Annotated in this window: 25 protein-coding genes and 1 tRNA gene; 12 read left to right on the top strand and 14 right to left on the bottom strand. The window is 71.0% G+C overall.

All coding sequences use genetic code 11. From position 1 onward, the window contains the following. Nucleotides 1-89: 89 nt before the first annotated feature. From H7F53_RS03800 to H7F53_RS03760, 9 genes are all read left to right on the top strand, one after another. Complete coding sequence (locus tag H7F53_RS03800; protein WP_221773564.1) at nucleotides 90-2132, top strand: SPOR domain-containing protein; 2043 nt, start codon at nucleotides 90-92, stop codon at nucleotides 2130-2132. A gap of 187 nt (nucleotides 2133-2319) precedes the next feature. Further along, entirely contained in the window at nucleotides 2320-2808 is a 489-nt protein-coding gene (locus H7F53_RS03795) for a type III secretion system chaperone family protein (RefSeq protein ID WP_185678402.1), read from the top strand. 5 nt (nucleotides 2809-2813) lie between these two features. Further along, a complete protein-coding gene (gene proC, locus H7F53_RS03790; RefSeq protein WP_185678163.1) occupies nucleotides 2814-3614 on the top strand; it encodes a pyrroline-5-carboxylate reductase in 801 nt (266 codons plus the stop codon). Between the two features lie 179 nt (nucleotides 3615-3793). Continuing rightward, nucleotides 3794-4534 (top strand): Bax inhibitor-1/YccA family protein, encoded by a 741-nt coding sequence (locus H7F53_RS03785; protein ID WP_185678162.1) that lies wholly within the window; start codon nucleotides 3794-3796, stop codon nucleotides 4532-4534. 146 nt (nucleotides 4535-4680) lie between these two features. Then, a complete protein-coding gene (locus H7F53_RS03780) occupies nucleotides 4681-5394 on the top strand; it encodes a hypothetical protein (RefSeq protein ID WP_185678161.1) in 714 nt (237 codons plus the stop codon). Between the two features lie 116 nt (nucleotides 5395-5510). Next, nucleotides 5511-5586 (top strand) — tRNA-Ala (locus H7F53_RS03775). A gap of 220 nt (nucleotides 5587-5806) precedes the next feature. Next, nucleotides 5807-6862 (top strand): GTPase ObgE, encoded by a 1056-nt coding sequence (gene obgE, locus H7F53_RS03770; RefSeq protein WP_185678160.1) that lies wholly within the window; start codon nucleotides 5807-5809, stop codon nucleotides 6860-6862. A 305-nt stretch (nucleotides 6863-7167) separates the two neighbouring features. After that, nucleotides 7168-8298 (top strand): glutamate 5-kinase, encoded by a 1131-nt coding sequence (gene proB / locus H7F53_RS03765; protein ID WP_185678159.1) that lies wholly within the window; start codon nucleotides 7168-7170, stop codon nucleotides 8296-8298. Nucleotides 8299-8309: 11 nt separating this feature from the next. Then, nucleotides 8310-9209 (top strand): NAD-dependent epimerase/dehydratase family protein, encoded by a 900-nt coding sequence (locus H7F53_RS03760; protein ID WP_246438519.1) that lies wholly within the window; start codon nucleotides 8310-8312, stop codon nucleotides 9207-9209. A gap of 176 nt (nucleotides 9210-9385) precedes the next feature. Here H7F53_RS03760 and H7F53_RS03755 read toward each other — a convergent pair whose 3' ends face one another. The 7 genes from H7F53_RS03755 to sseA all read right to left on the bottom strand — a co-directional run bounded on the left by H7F53_RS03755 (nucleotide 9386) and on the right by sseA (nucleotide 15876). After that, nucleotides 9386-10174 carry a phosphoadenylyl-sulfate reductase gene (locus H7F53_RS03755; protein WP_343061893.1) on the bottom strand — a complete coding sequence of 263 codons (789 nt, stop codon included), beginning with the start codon at nucleotides 10172-10174 and terminating at the stop codon, nucleotides 9386-9388. A 4-nt stretch (nucleotides 10175-10178) separates the two neighbouring features. Then, nucleotides 10179-10613: a DUF934 domain-containing protein gene (locus tag H7F53_RS03750; protein ID WP_185678157.1), complete on the bottom strand. Its 435-nt coding sequence runs from the start codon at nucleotides 10611-10613 to the stop codon at nucleotides 10179-10181. Further along, complete coding sequence (locus H7F53_RS03745; RefSeq protein WP_185678156.1) at nucleotides 10613-12253, bottom strand: nitrite/sulfite reductase; 1641 nt, start codon at nucleotides 12251-12253, stop codon at nucleotides 10613-10615. The genes H7F53_RS03750 and H7F53_RS03745 overlap by 1 nt, the downstream gene beginning before the upstream one ends. A 2-nt stretch (nucleotides 12254-12255) precedes the next feature. Next, a complete protein-coding gene (locus H7F53_RS03740) occupies nucleotides 12256-12552 on the bottom strand; it encodes a DUF2849 domain-containing protein (RefSeq protein ID WP_185678155.1) in 297 nt (98 codons plus the stop codon). Nucleotides 12553-12570: 18 nt separating this feature from the next. Continuing rightward, nucleotides 12571-13341, bottom strand: coding sequence for a uroporphyrinogen-III C-methyltransferase (gene cobA / locus H7F53_RS03735; RefSeq protein ID WP_185678154.1), 771 nt, complete (start codon nucleotides 13339-13341; stop codon nucleotides 12571-12573). A 380-nt stretch (nucleotides 13342-13721) separates the two neighbouring features. Beyond that, nucleotides 13722-14960, bottom strand: coding sequence for a cystathionine beta-lyase (gene metC, locus H7F53_RS03730; protein WP_185678153.1), 1239 nt, complete (start codon nucleotides 14958-14960; stop codon nucleotides 13722-13724). A gap of 49 nt (nucleotides 14961-15009) precedes the next feature. Then, complete coding sequence (gene sseA / locus H7F53_RS03725; protein WP_185678152.1) at nucleotides 15010-15876, bottom strand: 3-mercaptopyruvate sulfurtransferase; 867 nt, start codon at nucleotides 15874-15876, stop codon at nucleotides 15010-15012. A 179-nt stretch (nucleotides 15877-16055) separates the two neighbouring features. Between sseA and queF the strand changes: the two genes are divergently transcribed. Further along, nucleotides 16056-16514: a preQ(1) synthase gene (queF, locus tag H7F53_RS03720; RefSeq protein ID WP_185678151.1), complete on the top strand. Its 459-nt coding sequence runs from the start codon at nucleotides 16056-16058 to the stop codon at nucleotides 16512-16514. 2 nt (nucleotides 16515-16516) lie between these two features. Here queF and H7F53_RS03715 read toward each other — a convergent pair whose 3' ends face one another. The 6 genes from H7F53_RS03715 to H7F53_RS03690 form a co-directional block, all read right to left on the bottom strand. Continuing rightward, nucleotides 16517-17383 (bottom strand): lysophospholipid acyltransferase family protein, encoded by an 867-nt coding sequence (locus H7F53_RS03715; RefSeq protein ID WP_185678150.1) that lies wholly within the window; start codon nucleotides 17381-17383, stop codon nucleotides 16517-16519. Beyond that, complete coding sequence (locus H7F53_RS03710; RefSeq protein WP_185678149.1) at nucleotides 17383-17838, bottom strand: transcriptional repressor; 456 nt, start codon at nucleotides 17836-17838, stop codon at nucleotides 17383-17385. The genes H7F53_RS03715 and H7F53_RS03710 overlap by 1 nt, the downstream gene beginning before the upstream one ends. Nucleotides 17839-17983: 145 nt before the next feature. Beyond that, nucleotides 17984-18424 (bottom strand): Ros/MucR family transcriptional regulator, encoded by a 441-nt coding sequence (locus tag H7F53_RS03705; RefSeq protein ID WP_185678148.1) that lies wholly within the window; start codon nucleotides 18422-18424, stop codon nucleotides 17984-17986. Between the two features lie 172 nt (nucleotides 18425-18596). Continuing rightward, nucleotides 18597-19076 carry a GNAT family N-acetyltransferase gene (locus tag H7F53_RS03700; protein WP_185678400.1) on the bottom strand — a complete coding sequence of 160 codons (480 nt, stop codon included), beginning with the start codon at nucleotides 19074-19076 and terminating at the stop codon, nucleotides 18597-18599. A 5-nt stretch (nucleotides 19077-19081) separates the two neighbouring features. Continuing rightward, on the bottom strand, nucleotides 19082-19708 hold the full coding sequence (gene tsaB / locus H7F53_RS03695; protein ID WP_185678147.1) for a tRNA (adenosine(37)-N6)-threonylcarbamoyltransferase complex dimerization subunit type 1 TsaB: 627 nt from the start codon (nucleotides 19706-19708) through the stop codon (nucleotides 19082-19084). A gap of 8 nt (nucleotides 19709-19716) precedes the next feature. Then, on the bottom strand, nucleotides 19717-20298 hold the full coding sequence (locus tag H7F53_RS03690) for a NifU family protein (RefSeq protein ID WP_185678146.1): 582 nt from the start codon (nucleotides 20296-20298) through the stop codon (nucleotides 19717-19719). Nucleotides 20299-20503: 205 nt separating this feature from the next. Between H7F53_RS03690 and H7F53_RS03685 the strand changes: the two genes are divergently transcribed. Both H7F53_RS03685 and H7F53_RS03680 read left to right on the top strand, forming a co-directional pair. Then, nucleotides 20504-21136 (top strand): FKBP-type peptidyl-prolyl cis-trans isomerase, encoded by a 633-nt coding sequence (locus H7F53_RS03685; RefSeq protein WP_185678145.1) that lies wholly within the window; start codon nucleotides 20504-20506, stop codon nucleotides 21134-21136. 79 nt (nucleotides 21137-21215) lie between these two features. After that, on the top strand, nucleotides 21216-24218 hold the full coding sequence (locus tag H7F53_RS03680; protein WP_185678144.1) for a M16 family metallopeptidase: 3003 nt from the start codon (nucleotides 21216-21218) through the stop codon (nucleotides 24216-24218). A gap of 62 nt (nucleotides 24219-24280) precedes the next feature. Here the strand turns inward: H7F53_RS03680 and H7F53_RS03675 are convergent. After that, the coding region (locus H7F53_RS03675) for a hypothetical protein (protein WP_185678143.1) at nucleotides 24281-24802 on the bottom strand (522 nt) is incomplete at its 5' end.

The raw sequence follows: 24802 nt of genomic DNA, 5'->3' as shown, positions 1-24802 counted from the left end.
TCCATCGGTTGTCGCCGCTGATGGCCTGACAGAACATGGCCCTGAAAGAGCAGGCGATGCCGGTCGCACGGAGACGGTGGGAAGTGCAGATGCAACGTGGCAGTGGACTGCGGCGCCTGGCCGTGGTGCTGGGCGGGGCCGCCGCCCTCCTGGCGGTGGTGCCGGGCCTGGCCCAGCCGGTGGTCCAGCCGCTTCCGCGGGTCTCGGCCAGCCAGGCGCTGAATACCGCGCTGGCCCGGCTGGGTCGCGATCCCAAGGACCTCGATGCGCTGATCGATGCGGGCAAGGCCGCGCTGGGCATGGGCGACATCGATGCCGCGATCGGGTTCTTCGCGCGCGCCGACCAGCTTTCGCCCAACAACATGCGGGTCAAGGCCGGGCTGGCCGGGGCCATGGTGCGCAGCGAAAACCCCTACGATGCGATTCCGCTGTTTGCCGAGGCCGACAAGGCCGGCTCGCTCGATCCCCTGCTGCTGTCGGACCGCGGCCTCGCCTACGATCTGGTCGGCGACAATGCCACGGCCCAGCGCTACTATCGCGAGGCCCTGGCTGCCCAGCCCGAGGACGAGACGCTGCGGCGGCTCGCGCTCAGCCAGGCGATCGCCGGTGACCGGGCGGGAATGGAGCTGACCCTCGCCCCTCTGCTGCAGCGCCAGGACAAGGCGGCGTGGCGCACCCGCGCCTTCGCCCTCGCGATTCTGCAGAAGCCCGAGGAGGCGATCGCGATCGCCGATCAGACGATGCCTGACGAGATGGCGCAGAGCATCGCCCCCTATCTGCGCTACATGCCGCGGCTGACGGCGGCGCAACAGGCTGCCGCCGCCAATTTCGGCCGCTTTCCCCGGGCCGCCGAGATCGGCCGCGATGATCCCCGCGTCGCGCTCTATGCCCCGCCCAAGCGCGTGGCCGTGGCCGAGACGGCGATGGTCCCGGCCGGCAAGCCGCTGGGCCGCACCCGTCAGGACAACCGCCGCGATGATCGCCGCCGCGGCAGCGAACCGGCGCCCAGCCTGGCCGCCGCCACTCCGCGCAGTGCGCCGCCGGAACCCATGCCCACCCGGCAGGTTGATCCCGCGCCGCCGCTGGCTGTGGCAACCGTCGTGCAGCCTGCGCCGCGGTCGCAGCCGGCCCCGGCCCAGTCGGGCGCGCGCGAACTGGCACCGGTGACGCCCGCTTCAGCCGCGCCGGTTCCCGCCGCACCGTCCCCCGCGCGGCCTGCACCGGCGCTGGCCGCCGCGCCGGCCATCCCGGCTGCGCGGACCCCGCCACCGCCCGCGACCGAAGTGGTGCAGTCGGGCCGTCCGGCGGTGACCATCGCGGCTGCCCCGCCGCGCGCGACCGCACCGGCCCCCTCCGCGCCCGTGCCCTCGGCAACCGCACCGGCCGCACGCGCTCCGGCAGCGCCCCCTGCGGCGGCAGGCACCCGCCCCGTGCTCGCCGCTGGCGGCGGCTTCGACCTTGCGCGACTCGATCCCGCTCGTCCGCCCGAGCCGGCTCCGGTCGCGTCGGCGCCGGCTACCCAGGCTCCCACGCCGGCCCCGGTCCCGGCGGCGCCGGTCGTGACCGCTGCCCCGGCCCCGGTCCCGGCAGCGCCGCCGCCGACCACGCTGGGCGAAGGTCCCCGCGTGGCCGTGGCGCCGCCCGCGGCGGCCGCGAATGCCACACCCCTTCCTTCGACGCCCGCGTCGGCGCCCGCGTCGGTGCCCGCTCCGGCGGCGCGGCCACAGCCCGCCCGGCGCGCGCTGGCCGATGCCTTCGCCGATCTGGCGGTGCCGCAGGGTCCGGTCGCTCCGGCGCCCGGCGCGGTCGATGTCCGCAAGCTGCCGGCGGCCAAGCCCAAGCCGGTCGAGCCGCCCAAGCCGGTCCATCCCAGCCGCATCTGGGTGCAGGTCGGCACCGGGCGGAACCCGGGGGCGCTCGCCTTCACCTGGAAGGAGCTGGTGCGCGAACACCCCGACCTGTTCCGCGGCAAGTCCGGGCTGACCTCCGACTGGGGCCGCACCAACCGCCTGCTGACCGGCCCCTTCGGCTCCGAGGCCCAGGCGCAAGCCTTTCTTTCCAAAGTAAAAAAAGCCGGTCTTGACGCCTTCCAGTGGACCAGCCCGGCCGGGCAGGTGGTTGACGACCTGTGACCGGCCGGCTCCGGCGGAACCCCCAGCTTTTCCACACCTTGTAAACAGGCTTGTCGAGTTTTGCGCAGGCAAGCGACCAGGGTGGATTGTCGCTGAGTGCCGTGTGGAAGCATCCATCCGTGGCCCGGTTCCGAACCGCTCGCGCCGGGAGCCGACAGGAGTAGATGTGAGGACCGTTCAGAACGACATGGAACGCGACGACGACGATGCTGCCCCTGTCGACATGCTGGCCTCGCTCTTCGAGGCCCGGGGCTGGCCCTACGAGTACGTGGGCGACGACGAGCTGACCGGCGAGGTCCAGGGCTCCTGGGCCAAGTACCAGGTGCGCGGGATCTGGCGGCGCGAGGATCACGTGCTGCAGCTGCTGTGCCTGCCGGACATCCGCGTGCCCGAGGACAAGCGCGCCGCGATGTTCGAGGTGCTGGCGCTGGTCAATGAGCAGATGTGGCTGGGCCACTTCGACGTGTGGTCGAACGGCATGGTCCTGCTGTATCGCCATGCGCTGATGCTTGGCGACGAGGGCCTGCTCTCGATCGCCCAGGCGCAGACCGCGGTCGAGGCCGCGGTGGACGAGTGCGACCGGTTCTATCCCGCCTTCCAGTTCATCCTGTGGGGCGACAAGACCCCGGCCGAAGCCCTCGCCAGCGCGCTGGTCGACGCCGCGGGCGAGGCCTGAGCGGCATGCGCCTGCTCCAGCTGGGCTGTGGCAACATGGGCGGGGCGATGCTGGCTGGCTGGCTTGCCGGCGGGATGCCCGCGACCAGCTTCACGGTGGTCGATCCCCAGCTCGCCGCGGCGCCCGACGGGGTTCGCCTGCTGCGCAGCGCGCCCGCCGATGAGGCCCCGTTCGACATGCTGCTGCTGGGCTTCAAGCCGCAGCAGTTCGCCGCGATCGCTCCGGGGCTCGAGCCGCTGGCAGGCGAGGGCACGGTGGTGCTCTCGATCCTCGCCGGGGTCGAGCTGGCGACCCTGCGCGCGCGCTTCCCGCGTGCCCGCGGCATTGTTCGGGTGATGCCCAATCTGGCTGTGGCGCTGGGCAAGTCGCCGATCGGACTGGTGGGCGAGGTGAGCGCGGCCGACCGCGCCGCGGTCGATCGCCTGATGGCCCCGCTCGGCCAGGCCGAATGGCTGGTCGACGAACAGACGATGCATCTCGTCACCGCGCTCGCCGGCTCCGGCCCGGCCTTCGTCTACCGTGTCATCGATGCGCTGGCGGGCGGCGCGGCCGCCTTGGGCCTGCCGCGCGATCAGGCCGATCGGCTGGCACTGGCGATGGTGGAGGGTGCCGCCGCACTTGCCGCCGCCTCCGAGCATTCGCCCGGCAACCTCGCCGACCGCGTTGCCAGCCCCGGCGGCACCACCCGCGCGGGCATGAACGTGCTCGATGCGGAGGACCGGCTGCTTGCGCTGATGACCGACACCCTGCGCGCCGCGCACGATCGCAGCGTGGAAATGAGCGAGGAAGCGCGGACGGCGGGGTAGGACGACCTTGGCCGCGGCTGTTGCGCGGCGCATCCCTAGCGGTCGCCACCACGGCCCGCGATGCTCCGACACATTTTGTCACAAATGGCTTCGCCGGTTGTTCTTGAATCGTTAGGGGTGAAGGGCGATATTCCCATCATCGGTCCACTTCCGGACCTGACTTGGAGCAAGAGCTGACAATGGCAAACTGGAACGACCCTCAGCCCACCCGGACGGGCTTCGGCGCGTCCCCGAGCCTGAACCCGGCGAACCGGACGGCGACCTATGACATGGGTCTGCGCCGGTACATGCTGTCGATCTACAACTACATGGCCTCGGGCGTGCTGCTCTCGGGCATCGTCGCGCTGGTCTTCGCCTCATCGGGCGCGGCCGCGGCGGTTTTCGCGACCCCGCTGCGCTGGCTGATCGCACTGGCCCCGCTGGGTTTCGTGCTGGCAATGAACTTCGGTCTCAACCGGATGAGCACCAGCACGATCAAGAGCCTGTTCTGGGCCTTCAGCGTGGCCATGGGCCTGTCGCTGTCGTCGATCTTCTTCGTCTACACCGGCCCCTCGATCGCCTCGACCTTCTTCGCCACCGCGGCGGGTTTCGCCGGGCTGAGCCTGGTCGGCTACACCACCAAGAAGGACCTGTCGGGCTTCGGCAGCTTCCTGATCATGGGCGTGTGGGGCCTGCTGGCCGCGATGATCATCAACATGATCTGGCCGTCGCAGGGTCTGGGTCTGGCGATCTCGCTGCTCGGCGTGCTGATCTTCGCCGGCCTGACCGCCTATGACACCCAGCGGATCAAGGGCATGTACCAGTATGTCGCGGGGACCGATTTCGCCGGCAAGGCAGCGGTCATGGGGGCGCTGAGCCTCTACCTCGACTTCATCAACATGTTCACCTTCCTGCTGCAGCTGCTCGGCGATCGCCGCTGATCGCACCTGTACGTACGACCAACCGAACTGCCCGGCGCGCGCAACCCGCTCGCCGGGCATTTTATTTTGCCGGTTCGCGGGATAAGCGTTGACCCGAGATCCCGGCAGCGCGGCTGTCGCGGCACGAGCAGGAAAGAGTTGGGGACATGATTCACGAACGCACACGGGGCCGCGGCCTTGCTGCCGCCACGCTGGTTGGGCTGTTGCTGCTGGCCGGCTGCGGACCCGAGGCCCCGCCGCCCGCGCCGCTGCCCCCTCCGCCGCCGCCTCCGGTGGCCGTGGTCATCCCGCCGCGGCCGACTCCGCCCAACGGCGCTTCCCCCAACCTGGTGGTCCCGCCGGTCGACGCCGCGGGACTGCGCTACAGCGTCAATCGCAACATCACCCCGGCGCAGACCGTGTGGAACCTGCGCTCGGCCTACAACGTCGCCGCGCTCAACTGCCGGGCCGCCGATCATGCCGAGATCGTGCCGAACTATCGCGCCTTCCTGAAGGCCCACGACAAGGGTCTGGCCAAGGCCAACAAGACGATCGATGCCGAGTTCAAGGGCAAGTACGGGTCCGGCTTCGTCGTCCCGCGCGAGCGCTACATGACCGAGGTCTACAACCACTTCGCCCTGCCGCCGACGATGGCCGATTTCTGCACCGCGGTGCTGGCGGTCAGCCGCGACGCCTTGCTGATCAAGCCGGCCGAGCTGGAGGGCTTCGCCCAGCGCAGCCTGCCCGCGATCGAGGTGGTGTTCGACGATTTCTTCCGCCGTTACGACGCCTATCGCACCGAGCTGGCGGGCTGGACCACGAAGTATGGCGCCACGGCCTCGGCTGCCGCGGCCAGCACCTCCGGGCCGGCCGCGCAGTAGGCGGTACTGGCCGGCGGGCCGGGCAACTTTGGCCTTTTCTTCCGTGGCCCGCTTCGCTAAGGGGGCCGCTCCCGCGTACCGGGGGCTTGTCCACCGGTTCGCACTCGCACTGGAACGGGGCCGTAGCTCAGCTGGGAGAGCGCGTCGTTCGCAATGACGAGGTCAGGGGTTCGATCCCCCTCGGCTCCACCAGTGCACTGTAAACTGCCCCATCCCGGGCTGCGAACGGCACCGCTCTGCGCTTCCGGTGCTCACGGCCTCGATGGCCGCTCCGCTCCGGTTCTCGATCGGCACCATTCTCGCTCCGGGCTGAGCCAGTTTCCAGCGCACTGGCTCGTCCCACCCCCGCTCAGCCTGAGCTTGTCGAAGGCCACGCGCGACATTCGCACCACAAACGGCTAACGACGCTCCCATGCATTTTCTAGACCAGGCCAAGATCTACATTCGCGCGGGTTCCGGTGGTCCCGGAGCCGTGGCGTTCCGGCGCGAGAAGTACGTGCAGTATGGCGGGCCCAACGGCGGCAACGGCGGCAAGGGCGGCGATATCGTGTTCGAGGCGGTGGCCGGGCTCAACACGCTGATCGACTTCCGCTACACCCAGCATTTCAAGGCCCCCCGGGGTGGCCACGGGCAGGGCCAGAACCGCACCGGCGCGGCCGGCGAGGATCTGGTGATCCGGGTTCCGGTGGGCACGCAGATCATCTCGGACGAGGACCGCGAGACCGTTCTGGCCGACCTGACCGAAGCCGGGCAGCGCGTGGTGCTGCTCGAGGGCGGAATGGGCGGGCGCGGCAATGCCAGCTACAAGACCAGCACCAACCGTGCCCCGCGCCAGCACCAGCCGGGCATCCCCGGTGAGGAGCTGTGGGTCTGGCTGCGGCTCAAGCTGCTGGCCGATACCGGCCTGGTCGGCCTGCCCAATGCCGGCAAGTCGACCTTCATCAACCAGATCACCAACACCAAGGCCAAGGTGGGCGACTATGCCTTCACCACGCTGCGCCCGCAGCTGGGCGTGGTGCGCCACCGCGACCGCGAGTTCGTGCTGGCCGACATCCCGGGCCTGATCGCCGGCGCGGCCGATGGTGCCGGGGTGGGGGACCGCTTCCTTGGCCATATCGAGCGTTGCCGGGTGCTGATTCACCTGATCGACGTGCAGGGCACCGATCCGGTCGAGGCGATGGAGATCGTCGAGGAAGAGCTCGCCGCCTATGGCGCCGGGCTCGACGACAAGCCGCGGCTGATCGCGCTGAACAAGATCGATCTGGTCGATGCCGAACTGGTCCGGGCGTTCAGCGCCGAGCTGATCGCGGCCGGGGCCGCCGAGGTCTTCCCGATTTCGGGCGCGACCGGCAAGGGAATCGATGCGCTGCTCGATGCGGTAAGCGCCTACCTGCCAGCCGCAACCGCGACCGAACGTCCCGCCGGTGAGCGCGAGGAGACCGACGAGACGCCCTGGTCGCCGATCTGAGGCGAGCGGCGGCGCCGGTCCGGCCGAATCGCCGACCTGCTACCCAGGCCCGCTCAGGCTGAGCTGGTCGAAGCCCACGCGATGCCTCAGCCCTGCGCGCTGGCGTCAGGCGCCAAGACCCTCCGCCGCGCATGGCCTTCGACAGGCTCAGGCTGAGCGGGGGAGGGGGTGTTGGCGCAACGGCGTGCACCCGATGCGTCGATGCCGCAGCGGACGCATTCCGCCATCGACCGACCCGGAATTCCCAACGCCCGTCTCAACCCCCCTTTGCCATGCCGCGCCGCACCCGCTAAGCGCCGGGGCCGATGCAGATCAACGCGCTCCCTGACCTCGCCGATCCGGCCCGCTGCCCCCGCCTTGTCGTCAAGGTCGGCTCGGCGCTGCTGGTCGCGCCGGACGGTCCGCGCCGGGCCTGGATGGAAGGTCTGGTCGGTGAACTCGCCGCGGCGCGCGCGCGCGGGCAGGACGTGATCGTGGTCAGCTCGGGTGCGATCGCGCTGGGCGCGCGCACGCTGGGGCTCGACAAGGGCGGGCGGGGCAGCCTGGCCGATGCCCAGGCCGCCGCCGCGGTGGGGCAGATCGCGCTGTCCGGGCTGTGGGCCGACCTGCTCGGCGCGCACGGCCTGACCGCGGCGCAGCTGCTGCTGACGCTCGAGGACCTCGAGGATCGCCGCCGCTACCTCAACGCCACCGCGACGCTGGGCCGCCTGCTCGACGCCGGCGCGGTGCCGGTGATCAACGAGAACGATTCGGTCGCCACCGAGGAGATCCGCTTTGGCGACAACGACCGTCTCGCCGCGCGGGTGGCGCAGGCGGCGCGGGCGAGCGCAGTGCTGCTGCTGTCCGATGTCGACGGGCTCTACGATCGCAACCCGGCCGATCCCGCTGCAGTGCGCCTGCCAGTGGTGCATGGCGTGACCCCGGACATCCGCGCGATGGCCGATGGGGGCTCGGCCTCGGGGCTGGGCTCGGGCGGGATGACCTCGAAGCTCCAGGCCGCCGAGATCGCCGAGCGTGCCGGGATCGCGCTGGTGATCGGCAATGGCACCCACCCGGCGCCGGTCGCGCGGGTCGTCACCGAGGGGATCGGCACGCTGTTCCTGCCGCGCCGCAAGGCCGGCGCGCGCAAGGCCTGGCTGGGGGGGCGGCTGCGCCTCAAGGGCAGCCTGACGGTCGATGCCGGCGCGGCGCGGGCGCTGGCTGGCGGGGCCAGCCTGCTCGCCAAGGGGGTCGTGGCCGTCGCCGGCGACTTCGCCCGCGGCGATGCCGTGGCGATTGCCGGCCCGGACGGGGCGGTCCTTGCCCACGGCCTGTCCGAATACGACGCCGCCGAATGCGCGCGCCTGATCGGCACGCACACCAGCGCGCAGGCCGCGCTGCTCGGCTATGCCCCGCGCTCGGCCGTGGTCCACCGCGACCAGCTCGTCCTGCTGTGACCCTGATCGCGATGACGGGGGCGACCGGCTTTGTCGGTCAGGCCCTGCTCGAGCGGGCGCTGAGCGAGGGCTATGCCGTGCGCGCGCTGACCCGGCGCGAACAGCCGCCGCGGCCGAACCTGACCTGGATCCACGGCGATCTCTCCGACCCGGCGGCGCTGGCCCGGCTGGTGCGCGGGACCGAGGCGGTGATCCATGTGGCGGGTGTGGTCAATGCGCCCGATCCCGCCGGGTTCGAGGCGGGCAACGTGGCCGGGACGCTGGGCATGGTCGAGGCCGCCAAGCAGAGCGGCGTGCGGCGCTTCATCGCCGTGTCCTCGCTCTCCGCGCGCGAGCCGGCGCTGTCGGCCTATGGCGCCTCCAAGGCCAAGGCGGAAAAACTGGTCAAGGCCAGCGGGCTCGACTGGACCATCGTCCGCCCCGCCTGGATCTATGGCCCGGGCGACCGCGAGACGCTCGACATGTTCAAGGCGGCGAAGTGGCGCGTCGTGCCGATGCCGCCCAAGGTGGGGCGCACCTCGGTGATCCATGTCGACGATCTGGCGCGTCTGCTGCTGGCGCTGGTTCCGCCGCTCGCCGCGGTGGTCCGCAAGACCGTCGAACCGGACGATGGCCGGCCGGGCGGCTGGAGCCACTACGAGATGGCCCGCGCGATCGGCTGGGCGGTCGGGCGCCGCCCCTGGGTGCTGCACCTGGCACCTCGGGTGCTGGCGCTGGCCTCGCGGCTGGATGTCGCGCTGCGCAAGGACAAGGCCAAGCTCACCGCGGACCGGGTCGGCTACATGGTCCATCCCGACTGGGTCGTGCGCGAGCGCGCCCGCCCGCCCAAGCGCCTGTGGACCGCCCGGATCGAAACCCGCCAGGGGCTGTGCACCACGGCGGACTGGTACCGCGCGCAGGGCTGGCTCTAGCGGCTGGCGCGCCGGGTTTTCAGCCGCAGAGAGGTCGCGCGGGATACCGCGCAGCGGGCCTGACCACCGGATTGCCCGGCTGCAGTCATCACGAACCATGCGGCTTCGCCGCAAGGAGCGAGCGCGCTGCGCCTCAGCGCGAACATCCCCGTCAAGCCGGAGCTGACGGAAACGGATCAGAACACCGGATCGAACCCCGGCGGCAGTTCGCCCTCGTCGGCGCCGGGCACGTGGATGCCGCATTCGGTCTTGTCCCAGCCCTTCCACCGGCCCGAGCGCGGATCCTCGCCGGGGGCGACCTTGCTGGTGCAGGGCGAGCAGCCGATCGAGGGATAGCCCTGGGCCACCAGCGGGTGCGGCGGCAGGTCATGCGCGGCGAAATAGGCGGCGATGTCCTGGGCGGTCCAGTCGATCAGCGGGTTGAGCTTGAGCCGCCCCTGCGCGTCCGAGCGGTCGAGCTCGATCCGCGGCAAGTTCGCGCGGGTGGCCGCCTGAAAGGCCTTGCGCCCGGTGATCGAGGCATCGAACCCGGCCAGCGCACGGGCAAGGGGGGCCACCTTGCGGATCTCGCAGCAGCCGTCGGGATCGTAGGACCAGCGCAGCCCGTTGCCGTCGCGCGCCGCCAGCCGTTCCGGATCGGGGGTGAGCACCTGCAGGTTGGTCAGCCCCAGCCGCGCCACCAGCGCGTCGCGATAGGCCAGGGTCTCGGCGAAATGCTTGCCGGTATCGAGGAACAGGACGGCCGTGCCGGGATCGATCTGCGCCACCAGGTGGAGCAGGACCGCGCTCTCGGCGCCGAAGCTCGAGACCACCGCGGCCCGGCCGGCCAGCCCCTCGCGCAGCACCTGCCCCAGCCAGTCGCCCGCCGCCGCCCCGTCGAACCGGGCATTGAGCTGCGCGGCATCGGCCTCGCCGAAGCGGGGGCCGGTGTCGAGCAGGTCGATCTTGCGGATCGGGGCGGTCACGCGCTCAGGCCAGCCCGTGCCGCTTGGCCCAGATCGGCGCGCGGCCGTCGACCGTGGGCGAATAGACCTCGGGGTAGCGCGCCAGCGCCGCTTCGGCGTCGGCCGCGTTCAGCGGCTGGTCCGGGGCGAAGCTGTCGAAGCCGCAGCGCCGCAGGAAGGCGAGCTGGTCGATCAGCACGTCGCCCACCGCCCGCAGCTCGCCGGCATAGCCTGCCTCGCGCAGGATCCGCGCCGCCGAATAGCCCCGGCCGTCGCCGAACACCGGGAAGTTCACCTCGACCAGCGTGATCCGGTCAAGATGCGGCAGCAGCACGCGGGCATCGTCGCCCGGCTCGATCCGTACGGCGGCGGCATTGGTCTGCTCGCCGAAGGAATCGACCGTCACCGCCGGATCGCCGGCCGGCTCGTCATCGCGGAAGCGCAGCTGGGTCTCGACCATTACACGGCGTCCTTTGCGTAGATGGCGTCCTTGAACGGGGCCATGCCGATCCGGCGATAGGTGTCGAGGAAGCGCTCGCCGGCATGGCGGTTGGCGAGATAGACCGAAGTGGCCTTCTCGACCGCGTCGACGATGCCCTCCTCGTTGAAGCCCGGGCCGGTGATCGTGCCCAGCGAGGTGTCGGCGCCTTCGCTGCCGCCGAGCAGCAGCTGGTAGTTTTCGACCCCCTTGCGATCGACTCCAAGGATGCCGATGTGGCCGGCATGGTGGTGCCCGCAGGCATTGATGCAGCCCGAGATCTTGAGCTTGAGCTCACCGATCTCCTGCTCGCGCCCGGCGAAGCGCTCGCTGATCTTCTGCGCCACCGGGATCGAGCGGGCATTGGCGAGCGAGCAGTAGTCGAGCCCGGGGCAGGCGATGATGTCGCCGATCTTGTCGAGGTTGGGCGTGCCGAGGCCGGCCTCCTCGAGCTGCTGCCAGACCGTGTAGAGATCGGCCTTGCGCACGTGCGGCAGGACGATGTTCTGGGCATGGGTGACGCGCAGCTCGTCGAAGCTGTACGCCCGGGCCAGCTGCGCCATCAGCCGCATCTGGTCGCCCGAGGCGTCGCCCGGGATGCCGCCCACCGGCTTGAGGCTGATCGTGACGATCGCATAGCCGGGCTGCTTGTGGACCTGCACGTTGTTGTCGAGCCACACCGCGAAATCGGGATCGCTGCGGTCGACCGCATCGCTCAGGCCGGTGGCGAAGGCCGGATCGGTGAACTGCGCCTTGATCCGCTCGAGCTCGGCCAGCGGAGGTTCGATCCCCTGGGTCAGGAGATGGGCGAATTCCGCCTCGACCTGGCGGGTGTATTCGTCCTTGCCCAGCTCGTGGACCAGGATCTTGATCCGCGCCTTGTACTTGTTGTCGCGCCGGCCATAGCGGTTGTAGACCCGCAGGCAGGCCTCCGAGTAGGTGATCATCTGGTCGATCGGCACGAACGGGTTGATGCAGGGCGCGATCATCGGCGTCCGGCCCATGCCGCCCCCGACATAGAACGCCGCGCCCAGCTGGCCCTTGTCGTTGCGCAGGATCTGGATGCCGATGTCGTGCAGCCGCATCGCGGCGCGGTCGGTCTCGCTGGCGATCACCGCCATCTTGAACTTGCGCGGCAGGAAGCTGAATTCCGGGTGGAAGGTGGACCACTGGCGGATCAGCTCGGCATAGGGCCGCGGGTCGACCACCTCGTCGGCGATCGCGCCGGCGTACTGGTCGCTGGTGGTGTTGCGGATGCAGTTTCCGCTGGTCTGGATCGCATGCATCTCGACCTTGGCGAGATCGGCCAGGATGTCGGGGGCCTCTTCCAGCTTGATCCAGTTGTACTGGATGTTCTGCCGGGTGGTGAAGTGGCCATAGCCGCGATCATACTTGTCGGCGATGTCGCCCAGCATGGTCATCTGCGCCGAGCTCAGCGTGCCATAGGGCACGGCCACGCGCAGCATGTAGGCGTGCAGCTGGAGGTACAGCCCGTTCATCAGCCGCAGCGGACGGAACTGCTCCTCGGCCAGGCTGCCGTCGAGCCGGCGGCGGACCTGGTCGCGGAACTCGGCGACGCGGGCATCGACCATGGCCTGGTCATGGGAATCGTACTGGTACATGGTCAGATCACCCAGTTTCCGGCGGCGGGATCAGCCGGCTTGAGAGACAGGTCGAGGCGCACGGTGGGGCCCAGCGCGCGGATGCGCTCCTTGATGTGGGCGGGGCGGGGGCCATCGGCGGCGGTCTCGCCATCGATCACATAGGGCGACACCACCCGCCGCGCGGCGTTCTCGCGCGCGGCGATCGCGTCGCCCTGGTCCCCCACGTCGACCGCCTCGGCCACGTGGAGCGACCAGCCTTCGCCGGTCCACCAGGTCACTGCGCCGGTCTTCAGATCATTGCCTGTCAGTATCTTCATCGGTCCTTGTCCACCCCCTCAGTGGGCATGCGCCAGCGCCAGGGCGCGCAGCTCGGTTTCGTCGCGCGCGGTCACCGCGCCGATCACGATCAGCGCCGGGCTCTTCACCCGCTGCCGTTCGACCAGGTCGGCCAGGCCGGCGACCGGTCCGCGCAGCACCCGCATGGTCGGGCGCGTGGCGTTTTCGATCACCGCCACCGGGGTTTCCGGCGCCAGCCCGTCGGCCATCAGCTTCTCGGCGATCTGTTCGGCCGTGGCCACGCCCATGTAGATCACCAGGGTCCGGCCCGCGCCGGCCAGTCCCGACCAGTCCTGCTCGGTCAGCCCCTTGCACTGGCCCGCCACGAAGGTCACCATGCTCGCGGCCTCGCGATGGGTCAGCGGGATCTGGGCTGCGGCGGCCGCGCCCATCGCGGCGCTGATCCCGGGGACCACGTCCACCGGCACCCCGGCGGCCCGGCAGGCCTCGGCCTCTTCCCCGCCGCGGCCGAACACGAAGGGATCGCCGCCCTTCAGCCGGATCACCTCATGCCCGGCCAGCGCCTCGCGCACCAGCAGGGCATTGATCTCGTCCTGCTGCAGCGTGTGGCGCGACCGGCTCTTGGCCACCGAGACGAACCGCGCACCCTTGGGCGCCAGTTCGAGGATCGCGGGTTCGACCAGCCCGTCGTGGACGATCACCCGCGCGTTCATCAGCAGCCGCGCGGCGCGCAGCGTCAGCAGGTCGGGATCACCGGGGCCGGCGCCGACCAGCCAGACCTTTCCGACACGGGGGGCAGTTTCGCTCATGGGGGCGCAGATGGTCGCGAACGGACTGACTTGCCAGCGAGAATGGGTTGCGGGGGGTGAAGGAAAGCTTGGGGCGGGGGCCTTGGTGAGCAGGCGGGGTGGGGAAGGGCCAAACGGCCGGGCAAGGTGGGGCGGAGGTCGGACTTGGGCTGCATGGCAATAGATCGAACATCCCCAAACCCCGCTCAGGCTGAGCCTGTCGAAGCCCACGCGCTGTCAGCGGCCCCACACTCCTGCGACCGTGCCTCGTGGTGGAAAGGCTGCGAACACCACGCTCATCCGCCCCGCGTGGGCTTCGACAGGCTCAGCCTGAGCGGGCCTGGGTGCGGAACCAGAGCGTGATTTCAAGTCCGACCTCGGACGCAATGGGTCGCCCGGACTTAGGCTCCCTCCGCCCCCCGCCAGGCCGCCAGTCCGCGCTCCAGATCGGCCTTGAGGTCCTCCACCGCCTCGAGCCCGATCGACAGGCGCACCCCGAAGCGGTCGGCCGGGTCCATGTCGGGCAGGGGCCAGGGGGTCGCGCTGCGGGTGCCGGCGGGGTCCAGCGGGGTGACCAGACTTTCGAACCCGCCCCACGAATAGCCGATCCCGAACAGCTCCAACGCGTCGATCAGGGCATTGCGCGCGGCGGCATCCTTGCCGCGCAGCACCACGCTGAACAGCCCGCAGCCACCGGTGAAATCGCGCTGCCACAGGGCATGGCCCGGCGAGCCCGGCAGCATCGGGCAGAGCACCCGCGCCACCTCGTCGCGCCCGGCCAGCCATTCGGCGAGGGCCAGGGCGGCGGCCGTTTCCTGCTGCAGCCGCAGCCCCATCGTGCGCAGCCCGCGCAGCGCCAGCGCGGCATCGTCGGGCGAGACCACCTGCCCGGTGAGCTGGGCCATCCGGCGCAGTTTTGCGTACCATTCCGGTCCGGCGGCGGCACTGCCCATCATCAGGTCGCTATGGCCGCCGACATGCTTGGTCAGGCTCATCACCGTGATGTCGGCGCCCATGGTCAGCGCTGGAAAGCCGAGCGGGCCGGCCCAGGTGTTGTCGACAATCACGCAGAGTCCCTGCGCATGGGCAACCTCGGCGAGCGCGGGGATATCCTGCACCTCCATGGTCAGGCTGCCCGGGCTTTCCAGCAGCACGACCTTGCTGCGCGGGCACAGCGCCGCGGCGAAGGCGGCGGGATCCTGCGGGTCGAACCAGCGCGTCTCGACGCCGAATTCGTGCAGCCAGGCCCGGCCGAGCGCGCGGCTGGGCTCATAGGCGTTGTCGGTCATCAGCAGCACGTCGCCGGGCCGCAGCGCGGCCAGCAGCGCGCCGAAGATCGCAGCGACGCCCGAGGGGTAGAGCATGGTCCCGGCCGCGCCGGGTTCCATCTCGGTCAGCGCCTCGGCCAGGGCCCACTGGGTGGGAGCGCCGCGGCGGCCATAGTAGAAGCGGCCGTCCTCGTTTTTCGCGGGGCCGGTCTTGAGCGCGGCGGTATCGGGATAGAGGTGGGTGCTGGCACGGTAGACCGGCGGGTTGACCACGGCGCCGGGCTGCGCGGCGGTTCCGGTCCACTCGCTCCGCCGTCCTCCGGTGACCAGACGGGTGGCGGGATGGAGCGGACGGGACGGGGTCTTGGCCATGTCCGGGTGCTAGCCAGCCCGCGCCGTGGCGGCAAGCTGGCAGGTGGCGTTAGGCGCCGACGCGCGAGCGGGGCGTGGCCGGGCCCTGGGCCTTGGGGGTGGTCGGATCGGCGCCCCACTCGGTCCAGCTGCCATCGTAGAGCGCCACGTCGTCCTTGCCGATCAGGTGGAGCGCGAAGGCCACGACGCAGGCGGTGACCCCGCTGCCGCAGCTGGTCACCACCGGCCGCGACAGGTCGATCCCCGCGTCAAGGAACACGCGGCGCAGGCTGGCGCGATCCTTGAAGGTGCCGTCGACCTGGAACAGCGCCGTGTAGGGGACGTTCAGCGATCCCGGAATGTGGCCGCTGGCCAGGCCCGGCCGGGTTTCCGGCACCTCGCCGGTGAACCGCCCGGCGCCGCGGGCATCGATCACCTGCTCGGCTTCGCTGGCGATATTGGCCAGCATCTGCGCCTTGTCGCGCACCTGCGCGGCGTCGCGCCAGGGGGTGTAGTGGCGGTGCCGGAGGTTGCGCTGGCCGGTGTCGAGCGCGCGGCCCTCGGCACGCCACTTGGCGATGCCCCCGTCGAGGATGGCCACGTTGGTGGCGCCGAACATGCGCAGCATGAACCAGGCGCGGGCCGCGGTGCGGATCGCCGAATCGTCGTAGAGCACGATCCGGCTGCCATCGCCCAGCCCGAGCGACTGCATGCGGCTGGCGAACTTCTCGGCGGTGGGGAGCGTGTTCTCGATGGCGGCGGTCTGGTCGACCAGCCCGTCGAGGTTGAGGAACACCGCGCCCGGGATATGGCCGGCGGCATATTCGGCCGCGGCATCGCGCCCCGCCTCGGGCAGGTGCTTGCTCGCATCGACGATCCTGAGGTCGCTGGCGCCCATCTCGTTGGCCAGCCAATCGGTCGAAACCAGGCTTTCCATCCCGCGCGCCCTCCTCCTGCGCTGCGAATGCGAACAGGACTACGCGTCCCGATCGGCGGCGTCGAGGGCTAATGCAACGAATTCGCGTTCGATTGCACTGGGTTGTTGCACCCGCGCCGCAGCCCGCCTGACCACAGAGGCGGCTTGTGCCTCCGGCGCGGCGCGGGCATGGCGCGGGCATGACCGAATCTCCGCAACCGCTGCACCTTGGCCGCCAGAGCGCGCTGCCCGCCTCGCCCGGCGAGGCCGTGCTGGACTATGTCCCCAATCCGCGCCCCGGCGCGCTCTATTGCATCCGCTTCGCCGCGCCCGAATTCACCTCGCTCTGCCCGGTCACCGGCCAGCCCGATTTCGCCCATCTGGTGATCGACTACGCCCCCGGCGCGACGATCGTCGAATCCAAGTCGCTCAAGCTGTTCCTCGGCGCCTTCCGCAATCACGCCGGGTTCCACGAGGATGTCACCGTGGGGATCGGCCAGCGCCTGTTCAGCGAGATGGCCCCGCGCTGGCTGCGGATCGGCGGCTACTGGTATCCGCGCGGCGGCATTCCGATCGACGTGTTCTGGCAGAGCGGCGCCGCGCCCGAGGGGCTGTGGGTGCCCGACCAGGGCGTCGCCTCCTACCGCGGCCGGGGCTGAGGTCAGCCCTCGGTCGGCGCGACCCTGGCGCTGTAACCCACGGCCTCGACCGGGAGGCCAAAGGGGCGGAGCGGTCCCCCGCGCAGCGCCTCCAGCCGGGCCTCGATGCGCCGCCGCGCCTCGGCCGCGATCGCCTTGCGATCGCCCGCCTCGGCGGGGGTGAAGGGATCGAGGTAGTGGACCGCCAGGTCGAAGCCGCCGCGCCGCGCCAGCACCCGCAGGGCATTGGTCAGCCCCGGCTCGTCGCCGACCCAGGCGATCTCGGCCGAGGCGGCGCCGTAGTCGATCACGACCGGCTGGACCAGGATCCCGGCCGGCGCCGGATCGAGCGCCTTGAGGATCGAGGACTTGAACGGCAGCAGTGACCAGCCGTCGGTGGTCGTGCCCTCAGGAAAGACCGTGATCGACCAGTTGTCGGCCAGCGCCTCGCGCACGGCATTGATCTGCTCGGCGACGTTGAGCCGGGCCTCGCGCTGGACGAAGACCGTGCGGTTGAGCCGGCACAGCCAGCCGATCACCGGCACGCCGGCCACCTCGGCCTTGGCGACGAAGGCCGTGCCGCTGGTGCCGGCGAGCGCGGGAATGTCGATCCACGAGACGTGGTTGGCGAGCACGAAGGCATCGCGCCGCAGCGGCGTGCCGATCACCCGCAGCCGTGCGCCGACGATGCGGGTGGTCAGGTAGAGGAACAGCTTGGGCAGCGGCGAGCCGTAGGCGAAGGCGCGATAGAGGTAGTGCAGCGGCACGCAGACCAGCAGGGCCAGCACGATCAGCGTCAGGCGCAGCGCGATGCGCAGCCGGCCCGGCACGGTGAGTTCCCAGGCCGGAGGTGCGGCTGACGGCGGGCTGACCGGCCCGGCTGGCGGCATCAGCGCCGGCGCAGGCCCGGCGGCGGGGTGGCAGCCCCTTCGCGATCGAGCCGCACGCCGTAGAGTTCCATGCGGTGATCGACCAGGCGGTAGCCGAGGCGCTCGGCGATCTGGCGCTGCAGGGCCTCAAGCTCGGGATCGACGAACTCGATCACCTTGCCGGTCTCGACGTCGATCATGTGGTCGTGATGGGCCTCGGGGGCGGCCTCATAGCGGGCGCGGCCATCGCCGAAATCGTGTCGGTCGAGGATGCCGGCTTCCTCGAACAGGCGCACCGTGCGGTAGACCGTCGCGATCGAGATGCCCGGGTCCAGCGCCGAGGCGCGCTCATAGAGCTTGTCCACGTCGGGGTGGTCTTCGGACTCGGAGAGGACGCGGGCGATCACCCGGCGCTGCTCGGTGATCCGCAAGCCGCGCTCGTTGCAGAGCGCCTCGATATCGATCTGTTGGTGCACCTTGGGTCCACTTCCATCGTGCGGGGCGGGCCCCGACGAAAAATGCCTCGTCCGATATGCACCGGACGAGGCATTTTCGCAACCGGCGCGGCCCGCCGCCGCGCGCCGCTACCCACAGGTGCGGCGCGGGCGGTGACCCGCGCGGTCAGGCCTTGGCGCGGCCGCGCGCCGGCTTGGCGCCGGGCTTGCGGCCGAGGCCGATCTTCTTCGCCAGTTCGCGGCGCTTCTCCGCATAGTCCGGCGCGACCATCGGATAGTCGGCGGGCAGGTTCCAGCGCGCGCGATACTGTTCCGGGGTCATGTTGTAGTGCGTCATCAGGTGACGCTTCAGCATCTTCAGCTTCTTGCCGTCTTCCAGGCAGACGATGTGATCGGGCTTGACCGAAGCGCGGATCGACACGGCCGGTTCCGGCGGGGTTTCCTCCACCGGGGCGGTCTGGCCCAGGCCGGACAGAGCATTGTAGACATTGCTGATGAGCGTCGGAAGATCACCGACCGAAACGCTGTTGTTGCTGACATGCGCAGCCACGATGTCGGACGTGAGAGTGATCAGCGTTTCACTGATATCGCTTTGCGGACTGTCCATGGTGAAATCCTTGAAGTGTACGACCTTATGTTTGCTCCGGCCTGCCAGCCTGAAAAGGATCAAGTTCGGAGATAGTTTCTCCTGAACCTGCGTTTATTCGAATACAAGATGAAAAACGTGATGCTGCGCTGCAAAATGGCGCAATTTGACCGGTTTTTGCACTCAAACTGGTTCAAGCATCCATCGTTCTGACGAAAGTGATCGCATCCAGCCTTGGTCCACTTAGTGTCCGGTAATAATTCTTGCGGACCCCGACCGGAACAAAGCCGTGACGTCGATAGAGTGATTCGGCCGGATTGCCCCGGCGCATTTCCAGCAACAGTCGCACCGCGCCGCGATGCCGTGCGGCTTCGGCAAATCCGGCCAGCAATCCTTCGCCGATGCCGCAGCCCCGGTACTCCGGTGCCACGGCGAAGAGCAGCAGTTCTTCTTCATCGCAACTGGTGCGGCTGAGCGCGAAGCCCGCGGTGGGGCCGGCCGGTTGCATCGCCCCGGTCGTCACGCCGTCCACGCCGGCCAGCAAGTAATGGCAATTGCCCAGGATCAGGGCATCCTCCACCTGCCGCCGGGTCCAGGCCTCGCCGAATTCGGGATCGAAGGCGCAGGCCATCACGGCCATGATCCGGTCGACGTCGTCGGCCTCGGCCAGCATCGCGGTCATGCCGCGACCGTGCCGGGCAGGCGGGCATCGGGTGCGCGGCCATAGAGCGGCGCGGTTTCGGCCGTCACCAGGGCCTCGGGCAGCTGCGCGAAGGCGCGCGCGTCCGGCCAGGCGGGCAAGGCCGTACCGTGTCCGCGCAGCGATACCAGCGCCTCGGCCTGGCTGCCGGTGACCAGCGCGCAGCCGAGCGCCGCGGCCGCCGCGGCGGGGGGCAGGGCGGCGAGGTCCGAGACGGGCAGGCCATCAGCGGCGAAGCTCTGGACGAACCATTCGCCATGCCCGCCGGTGATCGCCACGCCAACCGGCACGGCGCCATGCGTCGCCCGCGCCTGGGCGGCAAGCAGCGCGAGAGTGGGATAGCCGACCAGCTCGGCCTGCCAGGCGAGCGCCAGGGCCCGGGCCGCTGCCAGGCCGACGCGCAGGCCGGTGAAGCTGCCGGGCCCCCGGGCCACGGCGATGCGCGGAGCGCGGCCGCGGTCGGGCAGGGCTGCGATCAGAGGCACCAGCTGCTCGGCATGGCCGCGCCCCAGCATGTGCCACGATCCCGCGATCACCTGCCCGCTTCGCAGCAGCGCGACCGAACAGGCCTCGGTCGCGCTGTCGATGACGAGCGTTGCGGCCACCGCGCGGGTCAGGCCGCGCGAACTTCGCTGACCTCAGGCACGTAGTGCTTGAGCAGGGATTCGATGCCGTGCTTGAGCGTGGCCGAGGAGGATGGGCAGCCGGCGCAGGCGCCCTGCATGGTCAGGTAGACCACCCCCTCGCGGAAGCCCCGGTAGATGATGTCGCCGCCATCGTTGGCGACCGCCGGGCGCACCCGGGTTTCCAGCAGGTCCTTGATCTGGGCGACCACGTCGGCGTCGGCCGGATCGTCGCCGAAGGTCTCGTCGTCCGCCCCGGCGGGCACCGCGATGCCGCCCGCATCGCCGCCGGCGAACAGCGGTGCGCCCGAGACGAAGTGATCGAGCAGGATCGCCACGACCTGCGGCTTGAGATCGGCCCAGTTGGCCCCGGGCGCCGCGGTGACCGAGACGAAATCGCGACCGAAGAACACGCCGGTCACGTCGCCCAGTTCGAACAGCGCCTCGGCCAGGGGCGAGCTGGCCGCCTCTTCCGGGGTGGTGAATTCGCGGGTGCCCGCGGCCATCACCGGCTGGCCGGGCAGGAACTTGAGCGTGGCCGGGTTCGGCGTGAGTTCGGTTTCGATGTACATGATCCCAGTTGATGTAGGCGCGCTTGGCCGGCGGTCAAGGGTCCAGCAGGACAGGCGGAGCAGGACAGGCCTGCTGGACGGGCCCGGCAGGACGGGGGCGGCAGAGGGACGGTGCGATGGCTTGCCGCCTGTTCCGTGCGCGCCTAAGGCCGCGGTTCTGCCGTCCGGGGTCGACCGGCCGGTCGCTGCACGGAGACACCCGCCGATGACCAAGACCGCCCCGGCCCTTGCCGCAATCGCCTTGCTCGGCGCCTCCGCCAGCCTGTCGGCCGCCGCCCCCGCCGCCCCCGCATCTTCCCCGGCCGCCGCGGCGAAGCCGGCGGCCGCGCCGCTTGCCCCGGGCGCCGCGGCGATCATTCCGTTGCCGCTCCAGCCGATCGTCCCGGCGGCGCAGCGCAGCTGTGATCGCGCCACCCCCTCGGGGCTGGGCTATGCCGAGCTGCGCCCCGGCACCGGGCCCAAGGCCGGCGCCACCGACTATGTGCTGATCGACTACATCGGCTATCTGGCCGCCGACGGAAAGGTGTTCGACCAGAACACCCGCACGCCGATGAAAGTCGACGGGGTGATCCCCGGCTTCGGCGAGGGTCTCCAGCTGATGGCGCGCGGCGCGGTCTGGCGCTTCTGCATCCCCGCAGCGCTCGGCTACGGCAAGGAGGGTGCCGGTCCGATCCCGGCCGACGCCAGCCTGGTGTTCCAGGTCGAACTGCTCGATTCGCGCACCGCGGCCGAGGTCGAGGCGATGCGCCAGGGTGCTGCCGCGGGCGCCCCGCCGCCGCCCGCCGCGGCCCCGGCGCCAGGGGCACCGGCCCCGGCTCCGGGCGCCGCACGACCCTGATCCCGACCGGCACGGGCCTGTGCGTTCGGGCAGGCCTATTCACTGGTCCTTCAGCAATCGCCCCCCTATACCGGGGGCGATGAGCCAGTCTGCCCGCGCCGCCCGCACCGCCCTTCTCACTCTCCCGTTGCTGGCCCTGGCGCTGGTCCTGCCTCCGGCCGATGCGGCCGCCCCGCGCACCCGGCCCGCTCCGCGGGCGGCGACCGCTCCGGCCAAACCCGCTCTGGCCAAACCCGCTCCGACCAGCCCCACGGCCGCGCCTGCCGCCAAGCCGGCGCCCGGTCCGTGGCTGTACCGTGGCAGCGACGTGCCGCAGGACAAGGAATGGGTCTTCGGCGAGCTGCCCAACGGGCTGCGCTATGCGGTGCGGAGCAACGGCGTCCCGCCGGGACAGGTCTCGATCCGCGTCCGCGTTGACGTCGGCTCGCTGTTCGAGCGCGAGCACGAGCGCGGCTATGCCCACTTCCTCGAGCATCTGGTGTTCCGCCAGTCGCAATACCTGGGCGAGGGCGAGGCGATCCACGCCTGGCAGCGGCTGGGCGCCTCGTTCGGCAGCGACACCAATGCCGAGACCACGCCGACCGGGACGACCTTCTCGATCGACCTGCCCGACGCCACCCCGGCCGGGCTCGACGAATCGATGAAGTATCTCTCGGGCATGGTCATCGCCCCGACCCTGAGCGACAAGAACATCCAGACCGACCTGCCGATCGTGCTGGCCGAAAAGCGCGAGCGCGGCGGCGCGGCCGCCCGCGTGCAGGATGCCCTGCGCGAGGTGCTCTACGCCGGGCAGCCGCTGGCTACCCGCTCGCCGATCGGCACCGAGGCGACCCTGACCGCCGCCAACCAGACCACTGTCCGCGCGTTCCACGCCCGCTGGTACCGGCCCGAGAACACGGTGGTCGTGCTGGCGGGGGACCGTCCCACCGCCGAGCTCGAGGCGCTGGTGCAGAAGTGGTTCGCCGGATGGAGCCCGCCGGGCCCGCACACGCCGGCGCCCAGTTTCGGCGATCCGGTTGCCCCCCCGGGCGCGGTCAAGGCCCCCGGCGGGGGCAGCGTGATCGGCCAGACCCGGGTGCTGGTCGAGCCCGACCTGCCGCGCAACATCACCTGGGCCACGCTGCGCCCGTGGCGGCCGGTGAACGATACGGTCGCCTACAACCAGGGCCTGATGATCGACCAGATCGCCCAGGCCGTGATCAACCGCCGGCTCGAGGCGCGCGCGCGGGGCGGCGGCAGCTTTCTGGTCGCCCAGGTCAACCAGCAGGACGTCTCGCGCTCGACCGATGCGACCTTTGTCAGCGTGACCCCGCTGGGCGAGGACTGGCGCGCGGCGGTGAAGGACGTGCGCGCGGTGATCGCCGACGCCATGGCCAGCCCGCCGACCGCCGAGGAGATCGCCCGCGAGGTCGCCGAACTCGACGTGGCCTTCGCCAGTGCGCAGGAGCAGCAGGCGCTGCAGCCCGGCTCGCGGCTGGCTGACGATATCGTCCAGGCCGTCGACATCCGTGAGACCGTGGCCAATCCTGACGCGGTCCTGCGCATCTTCCGCGAATCGGTCCCGCTGATCACGCCGCAAGCGGTGCTGCAGCACACGCGCCAGCTGTTTGCCGGAACCGTGACGCGCGGCGTGCTGGTCACTCCGCGCGCGGCCGATGGCACTGCGGCGCTGCTGCGCCAGGCCCTGGCCGCGCCGGTGGTGGCCGATGGCAAGGCGCGCCTCGCCAACAAGCCGATCTCGTTCGACCAGCTGCCCCCGATCGGCACGCCGGGCCGGGTGGCCGCGGCAGTCCCGACCGGGATCGGCCAGATCGAGCAGATCGAGCTGGCCAACGGCGTCAAGGCGCTGATCTGGCCGAGCAACGACGAACCCGGCCGGGTCACGGTCAAGGTCCGTTTCGGGGCGGGCTACCGCGCCTTCGGGCCTGACGACGCCCCCTACATCCAGCTCGGCCAGATGGCTCTGGTCGGCTCGGGCGAGGCGACCCTCGGGCAGGAGGAGCTCGACCGCATCTCGACCGGGCGCAAGATGGGCTTCGACTTCAAGATCGACGACGCCGACTTCACCTTCAGCGCCGACACGCGTCAGGCCGACCTGGCCGACCAGCTCTACCTGTTCGCCGCCAAGCTGGCGATGCCGCGCTGGGACGAGGCGCCGGTGCTGCGCGCCCGCGCCGCCAGCCGGCTCCAGTACGATGGCCTCGCGGCCTCGCCCCAGGGCGTGCTCCAGCGCGATCTCAAGTGGCTGCAGCACAACCGCGATCCGCGCTACCGCACGCCCACGCCGGGCGAGATCGAGGCGGCCAGCCCGGCCGGGTTCCGCAAGGTGTGGGAGCCGGTGCTCGCCTCGGGCCCGATCGAGGTGCAGGTGTTCGGCGATATCAACCGCGACAGCACGGTCGAGGCGCTGACCCGCACTTTCGGCGCGCTGGCGCCGCGCGCACCGGCGGCCGAGGCCATGGCCTCGACCGCGGCGCAGGTGCCGCCGGGCGGGGGCGCGCCGGCCGTGCTGACCCATCACGGCGATGCCAACCAGGCTGCGGCGCTGGTTGCCTGGCCGACCGGGGGCGGCATGGCGGGGGTCCGCGTGTCACGTCAGCTCGAGATCCTCACCAACCTGTTCACCAACCGCCTGCTCGACCGCATGCGCGAAAAGCTCGGGGCCAGCTATGCCCCGCAGGTGTTCTCGTCTTGGCCACTCGATCTCGACAGCGGTGGGGCGATCACCGCGATCGCCCAGCTCCAGCCGCGCGACGTGCCGGTGTTCTTCCAGACCGCCGACGAGATCGCTGCCGACCTCGTCGCCAACCCGCCGACCGCCGATGAGCTGGCCCGGGTGATCGAACCGCTCAAGCAGCAGATCACCCGAGCCGCGACCAGCAGTGCCTTCTTCATGTACCAGCTGGAAGGCGCGACCACCGATCCGAGCCGCTTCGCCGCGATCCGCACGATCATGCCCGACTATACGGTGACCACCCCGGCGATCATGCAGGGCCTGGCGAAGCAGTTCCTCAGCCGCGAGCGCAGCTGGCGGGCGCAGATCGTGCCGGCCGCGCGTCCGGCGGCAGCGGCGGGGCGCTAGGGCCGGGCTCGGTTGCGCTGAAACGGTGGTGGGGCCGGCCCGCTGCCCCCCGCCTCAGCGCCTCAGCGCCTGAGGTTGGCGCGGGTGTAGCATTCCACCAGCAGGGCCAGCGGGCGGCCGTCGGGCAGGCGCAGCAGGGCGCGGTGGCCGAGGATCGTCCCGGCCGGACAGTCCCGGCTGCGGCGCGGGAGCGTGTCGAGCCGCTCGCGGCGGAAGCCGAGCGGCGCGGCCACCTTGCCGAAGGGCACGCGGCTGGTGGCGAGCGCGGCGTTCATCTCCGGGGTCAGGCGCGCGGGCACGTACCAGTTCCGCGCGACCGACAGGACCTTGGCGCCGCAGCTGAGGCGGACATGGCGATAGCCCAGCGCGGCCTCTGCGCTCACCCCCAGCAGCCGGCGCGCGTCGGCGGGCTCGGGCGGTGGCGGCTGGTCGAGCACGGCCGCGCTGACCGTGGCGGGCATGGCCAGCCGGTTGGCGGCGCACCAGCCCTCGAGCGCCGCGGTCGCGCTGTCCTGCGCGGCCAGGGCGGCCACGAAGCGGGCGCGCTGGGGCTCGGGCGCGGCGCAGCCGGCCAGCGCGGTGGC

Origin of the sequence: Novosphingobium piscinae, assembly GCF_014230355.1 — a bacterium.
Classification (GTDB): Bacteria; Pseudomonadota; Alphaproteobacteria; order Sphingomonadales; family Sphingomonadaceae; genus Novosphingobium; species Novosphingobium piscinae.
The sequence above is the reverse complement of the archived record's forward strand: the minus strand, read 5'-3'. Positions and strand labels throughout refer to the sequence as shown.